At 58.9% G+C, this 16,200-nt stretch carries 12 protein-coding genes; 5 read left to right on the top strand and 7 right to left on the bottom strand.

Translation table 11 applies throughout. The annotated features are described in order from the left end of the window. Positions 1–267: 267 nt before the first annotated feature. The 3 genes from BLQ41_RS06255 to BLQ41_RS06245 all read right to left on the bottom strand — a co-directional run bounded on the left by BLQ41_RS06255 (position 268) and on the right by BLQ41_RS06245 (position 4,271). A complete protein-coding gene (locus BLQ41_RS06255) occupies positions 268–906 on the bottom strand; it encodes a peroxiredoxin (protein ID WP_090178338.1) in 639 nt (212 codons plus the stop codon). Between the two features lie 292 nt (positions 907–1,198). Beyond that, entirely contained in the window at positions 1,199–2,575 is a 1,377-nt protein-coding gene (locus tag BLQ41_RS06250) for an OprD family porin (RefSeq protein ID WP_090178335.1), read from the bottom strand. Between the two features lie 355 nt (positions 2,576–2,930). Then, positions 2,931–4,271, bottom strand: a complete 1,341-nt coding sequence (locus BLQ41_RS06245; RefSeq protein ID WP_090178331.1) for an OprD family outer membrane porin — start codon at positions 4,269–4,271, stop codon at positions 2,931–2,933. Positions 4,272–4,620: 349 nt separating this feature from the next. Here BLQ41_RS06245 and tauA point away from each other — a divergent pair, with 349 nt between their 5' ends. Continuing rightward, positions 4,621–5,610, top strand: a complete 990-nt coding sequence (tauA, locus tag BLQ41_RS06240) for a taurine ABC transporter substrate-binding protein (RefSeq protein WP_090178329.1) — start codon at positions 4,621–4,623, stop codon at positions 5,608–5,610. Between the two features lie 51 nt (positions 5,611–5,661). Here the strand turns inward: tauA and argA are convergent, their stop codons facing one another. After that, a complete protein-coding gene (gene argA / locus BLQ41_RS06235) occupies positions 5,662–6,960 on the bottom strand; it encodes an amino-acid N-acetyltransferase (RefSeq protein WP_090178326.1) in 1,299 nt (432 codons plus the stop codon). A gap of 179 nt (positions 6,961–7,139) precedes the next feature. Next, complete coding sequence (gene argE, locus BLQ41_RS06230; RefSeq protein WP_090178324.1) at positions 7,140–8,303, bottom strand: acetylornithine deacetylase; 1,164 nt, start codon at positions 8,301–8,303, stop codon at positions 7,140–7,142. A gap of 157 nt (positions 8,304–8,460) precedes the next feature. Here argE and BLQ41_RS06225 point away from each other — a divergent pair, with 157 nt between their 5' ends. After that, positions 8,461–9,828: a CYTH domain-containing protein gene (locus BLQ41_RS06225; RefSeq protein ID WP_090188396.1), complete on the top strand. Its 1,368-nt coding sequence runs from the start codon at positions 8,461–8,463 to the stop codon at positions 9,826–9,828. 114 nt (positions 9,829–9,942) lie between these two features. Here the strand turns inward: BLQ41_RS06225 and BLQ41_RS06220 are convergent, their stop codons facing one another. Then, positions 9,943–10,407: an Lrp/AsnC family transcriptional regulator gene (locus BLQ41_RS06220; RefSeq protein WP_046045137.1), complete on the bottom strand. Its 465-nt coding sequence runs from the start codon at positions 10,405–10,407 to the stop codon at positions 9,943–9,945. Positions 10,408–10,533: 126 nt separating this feature from the next. Between BLQ41_RS06220 and BLQ41_RS06215 the strand changes: the two genes are divergently transcribed. The 3 genes from BLQ41_RS06215 to BLQ41_RS06205 all read left to right on the top strand — a co-directional run bounded on the left by BLQ41_RS06215 (position 10,534) and on the right by BLQ41_RS06205 (position 13,135). Beyond that, entirely contained in the window at positions 10,534–10,872 is a 339-nt protein-coding gene (locus BLQ41_RS06215; RefSeq protein ID WP_090178321.1) for a hypothetical protein, read from the top strand. Positions 10,873–10,962: 90 nt separating this feature from the next. Further along, positions 10,963–12,747: a GspE/PulE family protein gene (locus BLQ41_RS06210; protein WP_090178317.1), complete on the top strand. Its 1,785-nt coding sequence runs from the start codon at positions 10,963–10,965 to the stop codon at positions 12,745–12,747. 70 nt (positions 12,748–12,817) lie between these two features. Beyond that, positions 12,818–13,135, top strand: a complete 318-nt coding sequence (locus BLQ41_RS06205) for a DUF2388 domain-containing protein (RefSeq protein ID WP_007951791.1) — start codon at positions 12,818–12,820, stop codon at positions 13,133–13,135. 176 nt (positions 13,136–13,311) lie between these two features. On the opposite strand, the gene gcvP is transcribed toward BLQ41_RS06205, so the two are convergent. After that, positions 13,312–16,185 carry an aminomethyl-transferring glycine dehydrogenase gene (gene gcvP / locus BLQ41_RS06200; protein ID WP_090178314.1) on the bottom strand — a complete coding sequence of 958 codons (2,874 nt, stop codon included), beginning with the start codon at positions 16,183–16,185 and terminating at the stop codon, positions 13,312–13,314. Positions 16,186–16,200 lie beyond the last annotated feature (15 nt).

Below are 16,200 nucleotides of genomic sequence, written 5' to 3'. Positions count from 1 at the left end.
GCGATCTCGCTTGGATGGAAGTGACCTTAACAGGTGATTGTTATATCCATAAATCATATTTATTCATTTGGTTATGCACTTTGGCGATATATGAATTCACTTCTTCCGGGCAAAAAAACAGGCCGTCGAAACGGCCTGAAATCCCCTGCTGATCGTTCCCACGCTCTGCGTGGGAATGCATCCATGGACGCTCCGCGTCCAAAGTGACGCAGAGCGTCACGGGCGGCGTTCCCATGCAGAGCGTGGGAACGATCTAGTGTTGATGGCTTACCGGTTTGGTTGTGGCGTCAGGCGCAGGTACGGCTTCACCGCGCGATACCCCTTGGGAAAGCGTTTGTTGATTTCGTCTTCGTCCTTGAGCGACGGCACGATCACCACCTCATCACCGTCCTGCCAGTTGGCCGGTGTGGCCACCTTGTAGTTGTCGGTGAGTTGCAGCGAGTCAATCACCCGCAGGATCTCGTGAAAGTTGCGCCCGGTGCTTGCCGGATAGGTAATCGTCAGCCGAACCTTTTTGCTCGGGTCGATCACAAACAGCGAGCGCACGGTCAGGGTGTCGTTGGCATTCGGATGAATCAGGTCGTAGAGGTCCGAGACCTTGCGATCAGCGTCGGCAAGGATCGGGAAATTGACCAGCGTGTTCTGGGTTTCGTTGATGTCCTCGATCCACTTGTGGTGCGAGTCCACTGGGTCCACGGACAGGGCAATGGCTTTGACGCCGCGATTGGCAAACTCATCCTTGAGCTTTGCAGTGAAGCCCAGTTCGGTGGTGCACACCGGAGTGAAGTCCGCCGGATGGGAAAACAGCACGCCCCAGCTATCGCCCAGCCATTCGTGAAAACGGATAGTGCCGGCGCTGGAATCCTGTTCGAAGTCGGGGGCAATGTCGCCCAGTCTGAGACTCATGGTGCTGCTCCTGGTGAGTGCTTGTTGAGCTCAACTGTGCCTAAGTTTCTTATGGATTAAAAAGAATAAATATCAATTTGTTTAGATCGTAAATGAATATTAAAGATCTGTTCACTGGACCTTGGTGAACATCGAGACGACTATCGCTCACAAGGTTCGAGAAGGCCTTGAGTTGCTGCAAAGAGGGAAAAATCAAGGCGGGATTACGGGGGTGAGCTCGCCTTGAAACGTAAAAGCCCCGCCCGGCGAGATGCCGGGCGGGGCTTTTTTTGCAGCCGTTACGCGGGCGCTGTTACATCAGCGGGATCGAGTAGCTGACGATCAGACGGTTTTCGTCCTGGTCGCGCTGGCCTGGGACATCGTTGCGCCACATGGCGTTTTTCCACATCAAGCCCAGGTTCTTCAGCGGGCCTTGTTGCACGACGTAGGCCAGGGTCAGGTCGCGTTCCCACTCGGAACGGCCGGAGCCGGCCACAGCGGTGCTGGTGCTGCTGATGGTGTCGATATTGTCACCACGCAGGTAGACGATGCCGGCAGTCGCGCCTGGCAGGCCAACCTTGGCGAAGTCATACGAGTAGCGAGCTTGCCAGGTACGTTCACCGGCGCGGGCGAACTTGGCGATCTGCGAGTCGGTAATGATGTAAGCCGACGAGCCGTCACCCTGGTTCAGCCAAGGAAAGTCGCTGCTACCGTTACTGACCTGGTAACCGCCACCGAAGGTGTGACCGGCAACGGAGTACAGGAACAGGCCGCTGTACAGGTTGTTGTCGACCTTGCCTTTACCGGCACGGAAGCTTTGATAGTTACCGCTGCTGAAGTAAGCCGAGTCGTGACCGTTGGCGCCGTCATCGGAGCTGTTGAAGTAACGCAAGTCAGACTTCAACACGCCCGGGCCGATAGCCCAGTTGTGAACCAGACCCAGGAAGTGCTGCTTGTAGAAATCTTCCAACTTGCCGTAGTAGTACTGAGCAGTCAGGTCTTTGGTGATTTTGTAGTCACCGCCGCCATAGATGAACTTGTTGCTGTCACGGCCAGTAGCAGTAGGAGAGTTCGCACCGGCAATAGACAACTCTTCGTTGTTGCTGGAGTTACGACCCTTGGCGTGCTCGATCTGACCACCGACCAGTGTCAGGTCCTTGATCTCGTTCGAGGTGATCTGGCCACCCTGAAAGGTTTGCGGCAGCAGACGACCATCGTTGGTCACGATCACCGGCAGTTTTGGCTGCAAGGTGCCCAGCTTCAGTTCGGTCTGGGAGATCTTGGCTTTGGCGGTCAGGCCCAGGCTGGAGAAGTTATCAACCGCTTCGCCGTTGGACTTGCTTGGAAACACCGTGCCGCCGTAAGAAGTGGCAGTGGCGCCGTTGGTGCCGCCGCCCGAATCCAGACGTACGCCCAGCAGGCCGATGGCATCGATACCGAAGCCGACGGTGCCCTGGGTGTAGCCGGAGATGAAGCGCAGGTCGAAGCCCTGGCCCCATTCTTCGTTCTTGCTCTGGACACCGGCAGCCTTGTTGGCCGCAGTGCCGGCAGCGCTGTCACGGTTATCGTTGTTGATGTAGAAGTTGCGCAGCCCCAAAGTAGCCTTGCTGTCTTCGATGAAACCGGCGGCGCCTGCCTGCTGCGCCAAAACCCCTACGGCCACAGCCAGGGCCAAGGTGGACTTGTTCATTGTTTCGCTCCTATCGTTTCTAATTTTTTGGTCCTGGGTCGAATGCCCTGGATCCTGAAATGCGCGTTTAGCGCCAGACCGCACGTCAACTGGACCGTGCGCGTCTAGGGTCGTGGTCCGACCACATGGTTTCGGGCCGGCATGTTAAACCTAAAAATATCTATTTAATTTATTTTTCATGCCATTCAGGAATATAGATAGGCGCCGTGACACAGGCTATCGGCGCAACTGCCGCCCACTTTAGGCGCTTACGCTAAAAGCCAAAAAGAATATAAAATTACTAACTGATATCTATTTGGAATATACCAGGACAAAAAAAAGCCTCGCCCGAAGGCGAGGCTTTTTTTGATGGCAATTACAGGAAGCTGTAGGTGTAGTTGAAGATCAAACGGGTCTGGTCTTGATCAAGGGTGCTGGTGTTGCCACGGTAAGTACCGTGACGCAGCGTTGTACCAAACCCTTTAAGTGCACCAGTTTGAATCACGTAGTCGATACGCGCGTCGGTCTCGTGCTCACTCAGGTCTTTACCAGTACCGTTGGTAGCCTTGATGTCCTGGCCATTCAAGTAAGCAATGGATGCTTTCAGACCTGGCACGCCCAGAGAGGCGAAGTCATAGGAGTACTGACCGAACGTGGTGTTTTCACCGGCACGGATAAAGCTGCCAACCGTGGCGTCGGTAAACGAGTAGAAGCTCGCGCCGCCAGCACCTTCTTGACGACCTTTGTCATCAACAAGACTGCCCTGGTTCAGGAAAACGAAGCCGCCGTCATCGTTGACACGTTGATGCCCGAGCAGGAACGCGTTACCGCCCAGGGTGTACGTGAACATGGCGCTCCAGGTCTTGTTATCAACTTCGCCCGGGGTCTTGGCATAACCGTTGTTGTTGTTGAAGCGGTAGCCCGCATCGCCGTTCTTACCGTCAGAGCTGCTATCGAAATAGCGAATGTCGGTCTTGAAGGATTGGTTAGGCGCGATCGGGTAAACGTGCACCAGGCCGAGGAAGTTCTGCTTGTAGTAGTCTTCCAGGTTCGCATAGTAGTACTGCAACAGAAGGTCTTTGGTAACTTTCCAGTCAGCACCTGCGTAACGGAACTGGTTGCTGTCCTGAGTACCGCCAGCCACCGCCATACCGGTGTCGTTGGAAGAGGCGCGACCCGACGCGTGCTCCAGTTGACCCAGGTTGAAGGTCACGTTGTCGATTTCCTTCGAGGTGATGGTGCCACCTTCAAAGGTCTGCGGCAGCAAACGGCTGTCGTTCGATAGCAGGATCGGCAACTGAGGTGCCAGTCCCCCACCCAGGTGGGCTTCGGTCTTCGAGAAGCGCGCCTTGACGTTGCCATCCAAACGGCTCCACTCATCCGCCGAAGCATTGCCATCGCTAGGGAAGAAGGAGTTGGCGTTACCAATCGGGTGATGACCCTTGCCACCATCCAGATGGATACCCACGAGCGCCTGGGCGTCGATACCAAAACCAACGGTACCTTGGGTGAAACCAGACAGGTAATCGAACTTGAGCCCCTCAGCGGTTTCTCGCTGTCTGTTAGCAGCTGTGCTCGCACCTTCACGCACATCTGCGTCGTAATACATGGTGCGGGAGCTAACGGAAGCCTTGCTGTCTTCCAGGAAACCCGCGGCGCCTGCCTGCTGCGCCATAACCCCTACTGCCACGGCCAGGGCCAAGGTGGACTTGTTCATTGTTCAGCTCCTCTCGTTTCTAATTCTTGTGTTCCTGGCCCTGAGTCGAATGCCCGGGATCCTAAGATGCGCGATTAGCGCCAGACCGTGACCCACAAGTCAATCGTAACTATGTGTGTCTACGACCATCGTCTAACCCCCATTAAATTTGCTCCTGCCGGGACGTCCGCCCAAAAAGAAATCACCCAATTCTTTTTAATACCCTTTAGGAATTTAGCTCCGCGCTTTCCCCTTGAACCGAGGCGCAGCACCGGCTCATAAGCTAATTCCTAAATGGTATTTGTTAGCCGTTTTTTAGATCGATTAGCTTTGACGCATCCGCAATCAAACCCTATCGAAAGGCAGCGCCATGACGACCAAACGCGCACTATCCAGCTTAATTGTTACAGTTTATGTATTGCTAGTAGTTTCTTCGAACGCTCACGCGCAGAACCTCACCGTCGGCTATCAAACCGGCATCGACCCCAGCAAAGTCGCCCAGGCTGACGGCACTTACGAGCAAACCATAGGCCAGAAAATCGACTGGCGCCGGTTTAATAGCGGTCCTGAAGTGGTCACGGCGATTGCTTCGGGTGACGTCCAGATCGGCAACCTCGGTTCTAGCCCTCTGGCAGCAGCCGCTTCGCGCAATCTGCCGATCGTGGCGTTTATCGTTTCCGCCCAGATCAACGCGGCGGAAGCACTGGTGGTGCGCAACGGCAGCGGCATCGAGAAACCGCAAGATCTGATCGGCAAAACCATCGCCACGCCATTCGTTTCAACCTCCCACTACAGCTTGCTCGGCGCGCTGAAGCATTGGGGCCTGGATGCCTCGAAAGTTAAAGTGGTGAACCTGCAACCGGCGGAAATCGCGGCGGCGTGGAAGCGTGGCGACATTGATGGCGCGTTTGTCTGGTCGCCGGCATTGGGGGAAATCCGCAAGACAGGCAAGACTTTGACCGACGCAGCACAGGTCGGCCAGTGGGGTGCGCCGACGTTCGAGGTGTGGGTGGCGCGCAAGGATTACGCAGAGAAGCATCCAGACGTTGTGGCCAAGTTCGCCAAGGTCACCCTGGACTCATTCGCCGACTATGCCGCGCATAAAGACAGCTGGACGGCGGACTCGGTACCCGTGCAGAAAATCGCCAAACTGACCGGTGCCAATGCCGCTGATGTGCCGGAGCTGCTGGCCGGCTCCGCGTTCCCGGATGCCAAGGCGCAACAGACCAGCGCGCTACTGGACGGCGGCACGGCCAAGGCCATTGGCGAGACGGCGAAGTTCTTGAAGGAGCAAGGGAAGGTCGAGACGGTGCTGCCGGATTATTCGGCGTATGTCAGCGCGAAGTTCGTCACTGAATAACACACGTAAAGATCGTTCCCACGTCGAGGCGTCGACGTGGGAACGATCAGGTTACAAAGCCTTTTCGAAGATCTTCGAATTACGCTGATAGTTGTACAGCGAGGCCCGCGCCGACGGCAGGCGCTCGACGCTGCTTGGCTCGAAACCACGCTCGCGGAACCAGTGAGCGGTGCGGGTCGTCAACACGAACAAGGTTTTCAACCCCTGGGCCCGGGCACGGGTTTCTATGCGTTCCAGTAGCTCGTCACCGCGACCGCCATGGCGATACTCCGGGTTCACCGCCAGGCAGGCCAACTCCCCGGCATCCGAATCGGCAATCTGATACAGCGCCGCACACGCGATGATCATGCCTTCGCGCTCAACCACGCTGAACTGTTCGATCTCACGCTCAAGGACCTCGCGAGAACGACGCACCAGAATGCCCTGCTCCTCAAGCGGACTGATCAAGTCCAGCAAACCGCCGACGTCTTCGATCGCCGCTTCGCGAACAACCTCGAATTGCTCCTGGGCGACCAGCGTACCGCCACCGTCGCGGGTGAACAGTTCGGTCAGCAGCGCGCCGTCTTCGGCGTAGCTGACGATATGGCTGCGCGCCACGCCGCCCCGGCAAGCCTCTGCCGCGGCATCCAGCAGTTCAGCCTGATAGTTGCTGCCCAAGCGCTGCAAATGCGCTGGCACCTGTTGTGGGCGCAGTTCGCGAACCAGACGACCGTTTTCATCGATCAGCCCCAAGTCAGCGCCGAACAGCAGCAATTTATCGGCCCCCAGATCGATAGCCGCGCGGGTGGCGACGTCTTCACACGCCAGATTGAAGATCTCACCGGTCGGCGAGTAGCCCAACGGCGACAGCAGCACGATGGAGCGCTCGTCCAGCAGACGATTGATACCCTTGCGGTCGACCCGACGCACTTCGCCGGTGTGATGATAATCGACGCCTTCAAGCACACCGATCGGCCGTGCGGTCACTAGGTTGCCGCTGGCCACCCGCAGACGCGAGCCCTGCATTGGGGACGAGGCCATGTCCATCGACAGTCGCGCTTCGATGGCGATGCGCAGTTGGCCCACCGCATCGATCACGCACTCAAGCGTTGCGGCATCGGTGATGCGCATGCCGTGGTGGTAATGCGGGATCAGGCCGCGTGCGGCAAGACGAGTTTCGATTTGCGGGCGGGAACCGTGAACCAGCACCAGTCGCACACCCAGGCTGTGCAGCAACACCAGGTCGTGGACGATGTTGCCGAAGTTGGGGTGCTCGACGCCGTCGCCGGGCAGCATGACGACGAAGGTGCAATCCCGGTGGGCATTGATGTAAGGCGAAGCGTGGCGAAGCCAATTAACGTATTCGGGCATGAACCTGGGCCTGTAATAAATAGCAGCCAAAAAATGGGCGAAACTGAAATGCACAGCGGGCTGATGGTTATCGTCGGAACAGGCTTGGCGACACGCGCGCTCTCCTCATGAATACGGGTTGGACAAGGGCAATCTATACCGTTTAACCAGTTGAAACACGCAACCCTGTGGGAGCGGGCCTAACTCACAGGCGTTTTGGCCGGTGTCAGACAGTAATGTTCAATCAATGAACGTAATAGATGCACGGTAGGCTGCAAACGTGACATTTCGAGGTATTCCCCCGGTTGGTGCGCACAAGCGATATCACCCGGGCCCAGCACCAGCGTTTCACAGCCAAGGCGCTGAAGATAAGGCGCTTCGGTGCCGAACGCTACTGCTTCGGCTCGATGGCCGGTGAGCTTTTCCGCGACCCGGACCAATTCGGCGTCCTCGGCCTGCTCGAACGGCGGCACTTCGGGGAACAGCGGCGCGTAGTCGATCTTCACCTGATGGCGCTCGGCAACCGGCTTGAGCCGCTGCAGAATCTCCGCCCGTAACGCTTTGGGGTCCATGCCCGGCAACGGCCGCAGGTCGAACTCCAGCGAGCACTGGCCGCAGATCCGGTTGGGATTGTCGCCGCCATGGACGCAGCCAAGATTCAGGGTCGGCGTTGGCACCCCGAACTGTGGATTGCGGAATTCGCGCTGCCACAACAGGCGCAGGCCACGCAGTTCGCCGATGGCATCGTGCATGGCTTCGAGGGCGCTGTGACCCAGTCGCGGGTCCGAGGAATGGCCGCTCTGCCCGAGGATGTCGATGCGCTCCATCATGATGCCTTTGTGCATGCGGATCGGCTTGAGCCCGGTCGGCTCGCCAATCACCGCTGCGCGCCCCAACGGACGCCCGGCTTCGGCCAACGCGCGGGCACCGGACATTGAGCTTTCCTCATCGCAAGTGGCGAGGATCAGCAGTGGCTGCTTGAACGGCTGGTCGAGCAGCGGAATGACGGCTTCAATGGCCAGGGCAAAAAAGCCCTTCATGTCGCAACTGCCCAATCCGACCCATCGGCCATCGACTTCGGTCAACTTCAGCGGATCGGTCTGCCACAGGGCGCCATCAAAAGGCACGGTGTCACTGTGGCCCGCCAGCACCAGGCCGCCGGGGCCGGAACCGAAACTGGCCAGCAAGTTGAATTTGCCGGGGCTGACCTGCTGGATGTCGCAGGCAAAACCCAGGTCGCCAAGCCACATCGCCAGCAAATCGATCACAGGACGGTTGGTCTGATCGAGGCTGGGCTGTGTACAGCTGACGGACGGTGCGGCGATCAGCGCAGCGAACTGATCTTTCATGGACGGCAAAGGCATCGCTGACTCCCACTCCCGAATTGAAGTCCATCATAGAACCATCTGGCGACAGGAATAAACCGCCGCGGCGCGGAGGATGATCGAGTCCTGTACACTGCACGGCCTTGGCAGCCACACATTCCCCCCGGCTGCGCTCCCGATCCTGGATTTTCCGGCCATGCAGAAAGAAACCGAAATCAAACTCCGCGTCAGCCGCGAAACCCTCGCCGCCCTGCGCGAGCACCCGCTCCTGAAAAAACGCAACAAAAGTGGCTGGGAACGCCGTGAGTTGATGAACCAATACTTCGACACGCCTGAGCGCGACCTGGCCCGCGCCAAGGTTGCCCTGCGCCTGCGCAAGGATGGCGAAGAAGTGATTCAAACGCTCAAGACCCGCGGCCAGAGCGTCGCCGGTCTGTCCGAGCGTAACGAATACGACTGGAACCTGCCCAAAGCCAAGCTCGACGTGAAAAAACTCGACGGCGAATGCTGGCCCGAAGAATTGGCCGAGCTGGACAAGAAAACCCTGAAGCCGATTTTCACCACCGACTTCGTGCGCGAACGCGCCGAAATCGCCTGGGGCCGCGGCAAGACCAAAGTGGTTATCGAAGCCGCGCTGGACCTCGGCCACGTGGTGGTGGGCAAGCAGAAAGAAGAAATCTGCGAGCTGGAACTGGAACTGCGTGAAGGCGAACCGGCCGCGTTGCTGGAACTGGCCGCCGAACTGGCTGCGACCCTGGCCCTGATGCCGTGTGACATCAGCAAGGCCGAGCGTGGTTACCGCTTGTACGACGCCAACAGCTACTCGCTGAGCCTGCCCGCGCCGCAGATTGCTGCCGAAACCCCGCTGGACGATGCCTTCGCTGCGCTGGCCTGGCACTTGCTGAGCAGCAGCCAGCGTCTGGCCGAACAGTATCGTTTCAATGGCCATTGGCGCCTGTTGCTGGACTGGGTCGAAAACCTGGCTGAGTTGCGCGCACTGTTGAGCAGCCTGGGCCAGGCCGCACCACGTCAGTCGACTCACGATCTGCGCGTCGCGCTGGATGCCTTGCTCGAAGACTGGCGTCCATTGGTGCAAGCCGGTATCGACGACGAAGACGTGCGCAAAGCCGCGCCGGAGCAGTTTCTTGAGGAACTCGAAGACCCGCGCTGGGGCTTGTTCTCGCTGAACACCTCGCGCTGGTTGCTGGCCCGCACCTGGGCAGCCGACCGTAACGTGCGTGGCAATCGCCAGGGCGCTGCGCAACTGGGCAGCTGGCTGCCGCGCCTGCTGGGTGAAGAAGCCACATCCCTGCAGTTGCAGCGTTATCAGCAGCAGCCGGAAGACCTGGCTGAGCAATTGCCGCGCATCGAGCGCATCCAGGCCTGGCTGCATCACGCCCGTAACGTGCTGGACATCCCGGAAATGGATCGCCTGTACGGTGAGCTGAAGCTGTTGGCGCAACTGGCCAACGAGCCGATCACCGATGAATCGCTGGATGCGCGCAAGCAGCAGGCGATTGCGGTGTATCAGAATCGCGCATGGAAGATGCTGCTGCGCATGTAATAACGCCATCGCGGGCAAGCCCGCTCCCACACTGGACCGCGTTCGTTCAGACAACTCGGTCTACTGTGGGAGCAGGCTTGCCTGCGATGAGGCCCGCTCATTCAGCGCATATCCTCAGACCGGCAAACTCGTCGTCGACTTGATCTCCGACAACGCCACAATCGAGTTCACCTCCTGTATCCCCGGCACCATCGACAGCTTCTCGAAGAAGAAGCGCTCATACGCCTCGATGTCCGCCGTCACGATCCGCAGCAAGAAATCCACCGACCCCATCAGCACGTAACACTCCAGCACTTCGGGAAAACCGCGAATCGCTTCGGTGAACTCAGTGAAGTTCGAACGCCCGTGCGCGTTGAGTTTGATCTCGGCAAAAATCTGCGTGTTAAGCCCGATCTTCTTGCGATCAAGCAGCGTCACCTGACCGCGAATGATGCCCTCCTCTTTCATGCGCTGAATCCGCCGCCAGCACGGCGACTGCGAGAGCCCCACCTGTTCGGCGATCTGTGCACTGGAGAGCGAGGCGTCCTCCTGCAGCAACGCCAGAATCTTGCGGTCGTAGCCATCCAGCTCACTGTGCATAACAAAACCTTTAATTGATGCAGTATTGAATTAAACGATTCGATAAATCGCCAATACGGCCAATCATAGATAAGAAATGCCCGGCAACGAATGTAAAAATTCCTCCAGAGAATTTGGAGATCGACCATGCCCCCTTTGGAAGCCGTCAACACCCTGCCCACCCGCGCCGATGTCTGGAACGTCAGCGACGCTCACTGCCGCGTCCACTATCAATTGCTGGCAGAGGCCGAGCCGGACCTGCTGTGCAGAGCCCTCAACTTTTTTGCGTTGCAGTGCCTGACGCCGCAACAGGTCAATGTGCAGCGCACGGACGATCGGCTGGCGATCGATATCGTCATGGACGGCCTGAGCTGGCATCGGGCCGAAGTGATCGCGGAAAAACTACGTAACTTGATCAGTGTGTTTTCGGTAGACCTGCAAACCGCTGATGCGGCCTGGAATGAACCGGTTCAAGCGGCTGGCTGACAAACCTCGACACGGCTTCGTCGAGTAGTGGCCCAACGGTCGGTGGCTGCGCGACTATCCTTTGCGCACCGTTGTTCATGAGGAGCCCGCATGTCCGTTCAACTCGCCATTCAGGACCGCTGGCTGGATCTCAATGATTTGCTGCGCGAGCTGGTCGCCCAAGGCTTTATCAGCCAGGACTCGGCCGAGCACGCGCTCAATGCCCGCCGCCGCCACGCCACCAGTGGCCAGATGCACCCACTGGAATTCATCGCCAGCCAGCACCTGGACGACCTCAGCCGCCCCGGTAAACACCTGGACCTGGAAAGCCTGACCCTGTGGCTGTCACAACAGGCCGGTCAGCCTTATCTGCGCATCGACCCGTTGAAGATCAACGTCGCGGCCATCACACCGCTGATGTCCTATGCCTTTGCCCAGCGTCACAAGATTCTGGCGGTGTCCGTCGACCGCGACGCGGTGACCGTGGCCAGCGCCCAACCGTACGTCAACGGCTGGGAAGCCGACCTGACCCACGTGTTGAAGCTGCCGATCAAACGCGTAGTGGCCAACCCGGTGGACATCCAGCGCTTCAGCGTCGAGTTTTTCCGTCTGGCCAAATCGGTCAGCGGCGCGACCAGCACCGATCAAAAAACCAGCAACCTGGGCAACTTCGAACAACTGCTCAACCTCGGTGCCAGCGACCAGGAACCGGACGCCAACGACGCGCACATCGTCAATATCGTCGACTGGTTGTTCCAGTACGCGTTCCAGCAACGCGCCAGCGATATCCATATCGAGCCCCGGCGCGAGCAAGGCACCGTGCGGTTTCGCATCGACGGCGTGCTGCACAACGTCTACCAATTCCCCCCGCAGGTGACGATGGCGATCGTCAGTCGCCTGAAAAGCCTCGGCCGGATGAACGTCGCGGAAAAGCGCAAACCCCAGGACGGACGGGTGAAAACCAAGACGCCGGACGGCGGCGAAGTCGAGTTGCGGCTGTCAACATTGCCGACCGCATTCGGCGAAAAAATGGTCATGCGGATCTTCGACCCTGAAGTGCTGCTCAAGGATTTCGATCAACTGGGGTTTTCCGCCGAAGACCTGCGCCGCTGGCAAGACATGACCCGCCAGCCCAACGGCATCATTCTGGTCACCGGGCCGACCGGTTCAGGCAAGACCACCACGCTGTACACCACGCTCAAGAAACTGGCGACACCGGAGGTCAACCTCTGCACCATCGAAGACCCGATCGAGATGGTCGAGCCCGCCTTCAATCAGATGCAGGTCCAGCACAACATCGACCTGACCTTCGCCGCCGGTGTGCGCGCGCTGATGCGACAGGACCCGGACATCATCATGATCGGCGAGATCCGCGACCTCGAAACCGCTGAAATGGCGATCCAGGCCGCGCTCACCGGTCACTTGGTGCTCTCGACGCTGCACACCAACGATGCGCCGAGCGCCATCAGCCGCCTGCTCGAACTCGGCGTGCCGCATTACCTGATCAAGGCCACGGTGCTCGGCGTCATGGCCCAGCGACTGGTGCGAACCTTGTGCCCCGATTGCAAGGCCCCGCTAACGTTGGGCGAAGAAGACTGGCAAACCCTGACCAAACCCTGGCAAGCGCCACTGCCCACCAACGCCCAGCGCGCCATCGGCTGCCTGGAGTGCCGCGACACCGGCTATCGCGGTCGCGCCGGGGTCTACGAAATCATGCAACTGACTGACGGCGTCAAGGCGCTGATCAATCCCGATACCGATTTGCTGGCGGTGCGGCGTCAGGCGTTCAAGGAAGGCATGCGCAGTCTGCGATTGTCGGGGGCACAGAAAGTGGCGGCGGGACTGACCACTGTTGAGGAGGTGCTACGGGTGACGCCACAGAGTGAGCAGAAGTAGGCATGGCGTCACGGAACTCGATTGAGGAAATGGCAATCAAATCCCGTAGTTAACCCAGTGGAGTCACCCTATGCGTCTCAAACTTGCTGTCGCTACCCTCGCCTTGTTGTCCCTTCCAGTCGGTTCGGCGATGGCCGATAGCTTTTGGCGTAACGTCATTTCGTCCGGTGCAACCACCGGTTCGACCTACCTGACTTTCAAGGATCACAAGCTGATCGTCGCAGCCCAGGACGATGCCGGCAGCTTTGTTGCCAGTGATGGTGGTATTCGCGGTCCTTATCTGGAAGCCGCGATGCAGAAAGTCCGCGCCGACAACCCAGGCCTGCAGGCCACGGACATGGAACTGGCGAACGCGATCCTGGCGAAGAATGCCGTTGCTTCCGAGTAAGCGTTCCAGCTGAACAAAAATGCCGCTCATATGAGCGGCATTTTTTTGCCCAACATAAGGCCCTGTGGGAGCGGGCTTGCCCGCGATGAGGCCATTGGCTTCAATTGATGTTGCCTGACAGTACGCCATCGCGGGCAAGCCCGCTCCCACAGGGTTTGCATGTGCTTCGCGGTTTTTTAGCGGTAATCGTCCACGGGAACACACGCGCAAAACAAATTGCGATCGCCATAAACGTTATCCACCCGATTCACCGCCGGCCAATATTTGTGCGCCTTGGTGTGTGCATCCGGCGTCACCGCCTGCTCAATGCTGTAAGGCCGCTCCCACACTCCAGTGATATCGGCCAAGGTATGCGGCGCACGTTTGAGCGGGTTGTCTTCGGCTGACCAGTTACCGTTCTGCACTTCGGTGATTTCGGCGCGAATACTCAGCATCGCGCCAATAAACCGGTCGAGTTCGGCCTTCGATTCACTCTCGGTCGGCTCGACCATCAACGTTCCCGGTACCGGGAAAGACATGGTCGGCGCATGGAAGCCGTAATCCATCAAACGCTTGGCGACGTCCTCTTCGCTGATACCGGTCAGCGCCTTCAGCGGCCGCAAATCCAGGATGCATTCGTGAGCCACACGTTCGTTGCGCCCGGAGTAGAGCACTGGAAACGCGCCGGACAAATGCTGCGCCAGATAATTTGCGGCAAGGATCGCCACCTCGCTCGCATCCGCCAGTTGCGGCCCCATCATCGCGATGTACATCCAGCTGATCGGCAAAATGCTCGCACTGCCCCAAGGCGCCGCACTGACCGCGCCGTTCTGCGCCAGCGGTCCATCGATGGGCACCACCGGGTGATTGGCGACAAAGGGCGCCAAGTGCGCGCGCACCCCAATCGGCCCCATCCCTGGCCCTCCGCCTCCGTGGGGAATGCAGAAAGTTTTGTGCAGGTTCATGTGCGACACGTCGGCGCCAATGTCCGCCGGCCGCGCCAATCCGACCTGGGCATTGAGGTTGGCGCCATCCATGTACACCTGGCCGCCGTGACTGTGGATAACTTCACATATCTCGCTGATGCCTTCCTCGTACACGCCATGGGTCGAAGGATAAGTGGCCATCAGGCAGGCAAGTTTGTCACCCGCCTCCGCGGCTTTGCCTTTGAGGTCATCCAGATCGACGTTGCCCGCCTCATCGCACTCGACGATCACCACGCGCATCCCGGCCATCTGCGCCGAAGCAGGGTTGGTGCCGTGAGCCGAGGACGGAATCAGGCAGATATCCCGCGCCCCCTGCTGACGACTCTCGTGGTATTTGCGAATTGCCAGCAACCCGGCGTACTCGCCTTGAGCGCCGGAGTTGGGCTGCATGCAGATCGCATCGAAACCGGTAATCGCGCACAGCCAACGTTCCAGTTCTTCGATCATCAGCGCATAACCCACCGCTTGCTCCCTCGGCGCAAACGGGTGCAGGTTGGCAAATTTCGGCCAGGTGATGGGAATCATCTCGCTGGTGGCATTGAGTTTCATAGTGCAAGAACCCAGAGGAATCATCGACTGGTTCAACGCCAGGTCTTTGTTCTCCAGTTGCTTGAGATAGCGCAGCATCTCGGTTTCGCTGTGATGGGTGCTGAACACCGGATGGCGCAGATAAGTCGAGGTGCGCAGCAGTTCGCCGGGAATGCCGCAGACCAGGGTTTCAGCGTCCAGTTCGTCGACGTTAAGTCCATGATCGGCACCGAGGAACACATCGAACAGCTTGGCTACCGTGGTTTCGTCGCAGGTTTCGTCGAGGCTGAGCCCCAATCGCCCGCGCCCCAGAATCCGCAGGTTGATCTGCGCGGCCTGAGCGCTTTCGATGATAGCGGTCTGCGTGCCTCCGACCTCCAGAGTCAAGGTGTCGAAGAAGTGTTTGTTGAGCCGGGTGACGCCGTGGCGTTCAAGACCGGTCGCGAGGATGCAGGTCAGCCGGTGCACCCGCTGGGCGATCCGCTTCAAGCCTTCGGGGCCGTGATAAACCGCGTAGAAACTGGCGATATTGGCCAGCAGTACTTGCGCGGTACAGATGTTCGAATTGGCCTTCTCCCGGCGAATATGCTGCTCGCGGGTTTGCAGGGCCATACGCAACGCAGTGTTGCCCCGAGCGTCCTTCGAGACGCCGATGATGCGCCCGGGAATGGCTCGTTTGTATTCATCGCGACTGGCAAAAAAGGCCGCGTGAGGACCGCCGTAACCCATGGGCACGCCGAAACGCTGAGATGAACCGAACACCACATCGGCCCCCAGTTCTCCCGGAGGCGTCAGCAACAGCAGGCTCAGCAAGTCTGTGGCGACGCACGCCAGGGCTTGCTGGGCATGCAGGTGATCGATCAATGGACGCAGATCGCGAATGTCGCCGTGGGTGTCGGGATATTGCAGCAACGCACCGAATACCTGGTGTGCTTTCAGGTTATCCAGCGCATCGATGATCAACTCGAAACCGAAGCCTTCGGCGCGGGTCTGCACCACGGAAATAGTCTGCGGGTGGCAATTCTCGTCGACGAAGAACACATTGCTTTTGGACTTGGCGACACGTTTGGCCAGGGCCATGGCTTCAGCGGCGGCCGTGGCCTCATCGAGCAACGAAGCATTGGCCAGTTCGAGGCCCGTGAGGTCGATGGTCAATTGTTGGAAATTGAGCAGCGCCTCGAGCCGGCCTTGAGCGATTTCCGGTTGGTAAGGCGTATAGGCGGTGTACCAACCGGGATTTTCCAGCACGTTGCGCGCAATGACGTTCGGCGTGAGCGTGCCGTGGTAGCCCATGCCGATCAGGCTGGTCCAGACCTGGTTCTGTTCGGCGTAGCCGCGCAGCTTGGCCAGCGCGGCTTCTTCGTCGAGAGCGGGCGGCAAGTCGAGCATCCGGTTCAGGCGAATTCCCGGCGGAACCGTTTGCTCGATCAGCTCCACTCGACTGCCCAGGCCGAGACTATCGAGCATCGCCTGCTGTTCGGCGGCATCGGGCCCCAGATGGCGGCGAAGAAAGGCATTGGGATCGCGTAACTGGCTCAAGGACGGCAACTGGGACATGACGGGCTCTCTCTT

This window comes from Pseudomonas arsenicoxydans (genome assembly GCF_900103875.1).
GTDB classification, from domain to species: domain Bacteria; phylum Pseudomonadota; class Gammaproteobacteria; order Pseudomonadales; family Pseudomonadaceae; genus Aquipseudomonas; species Aquipseudomonas arsenicoxydans.
The sequence above is the reverse complement of the archived record's forward strand: the minus strand, read 5'-3'. Positions and strand labels throughout refer to the sequence as shown.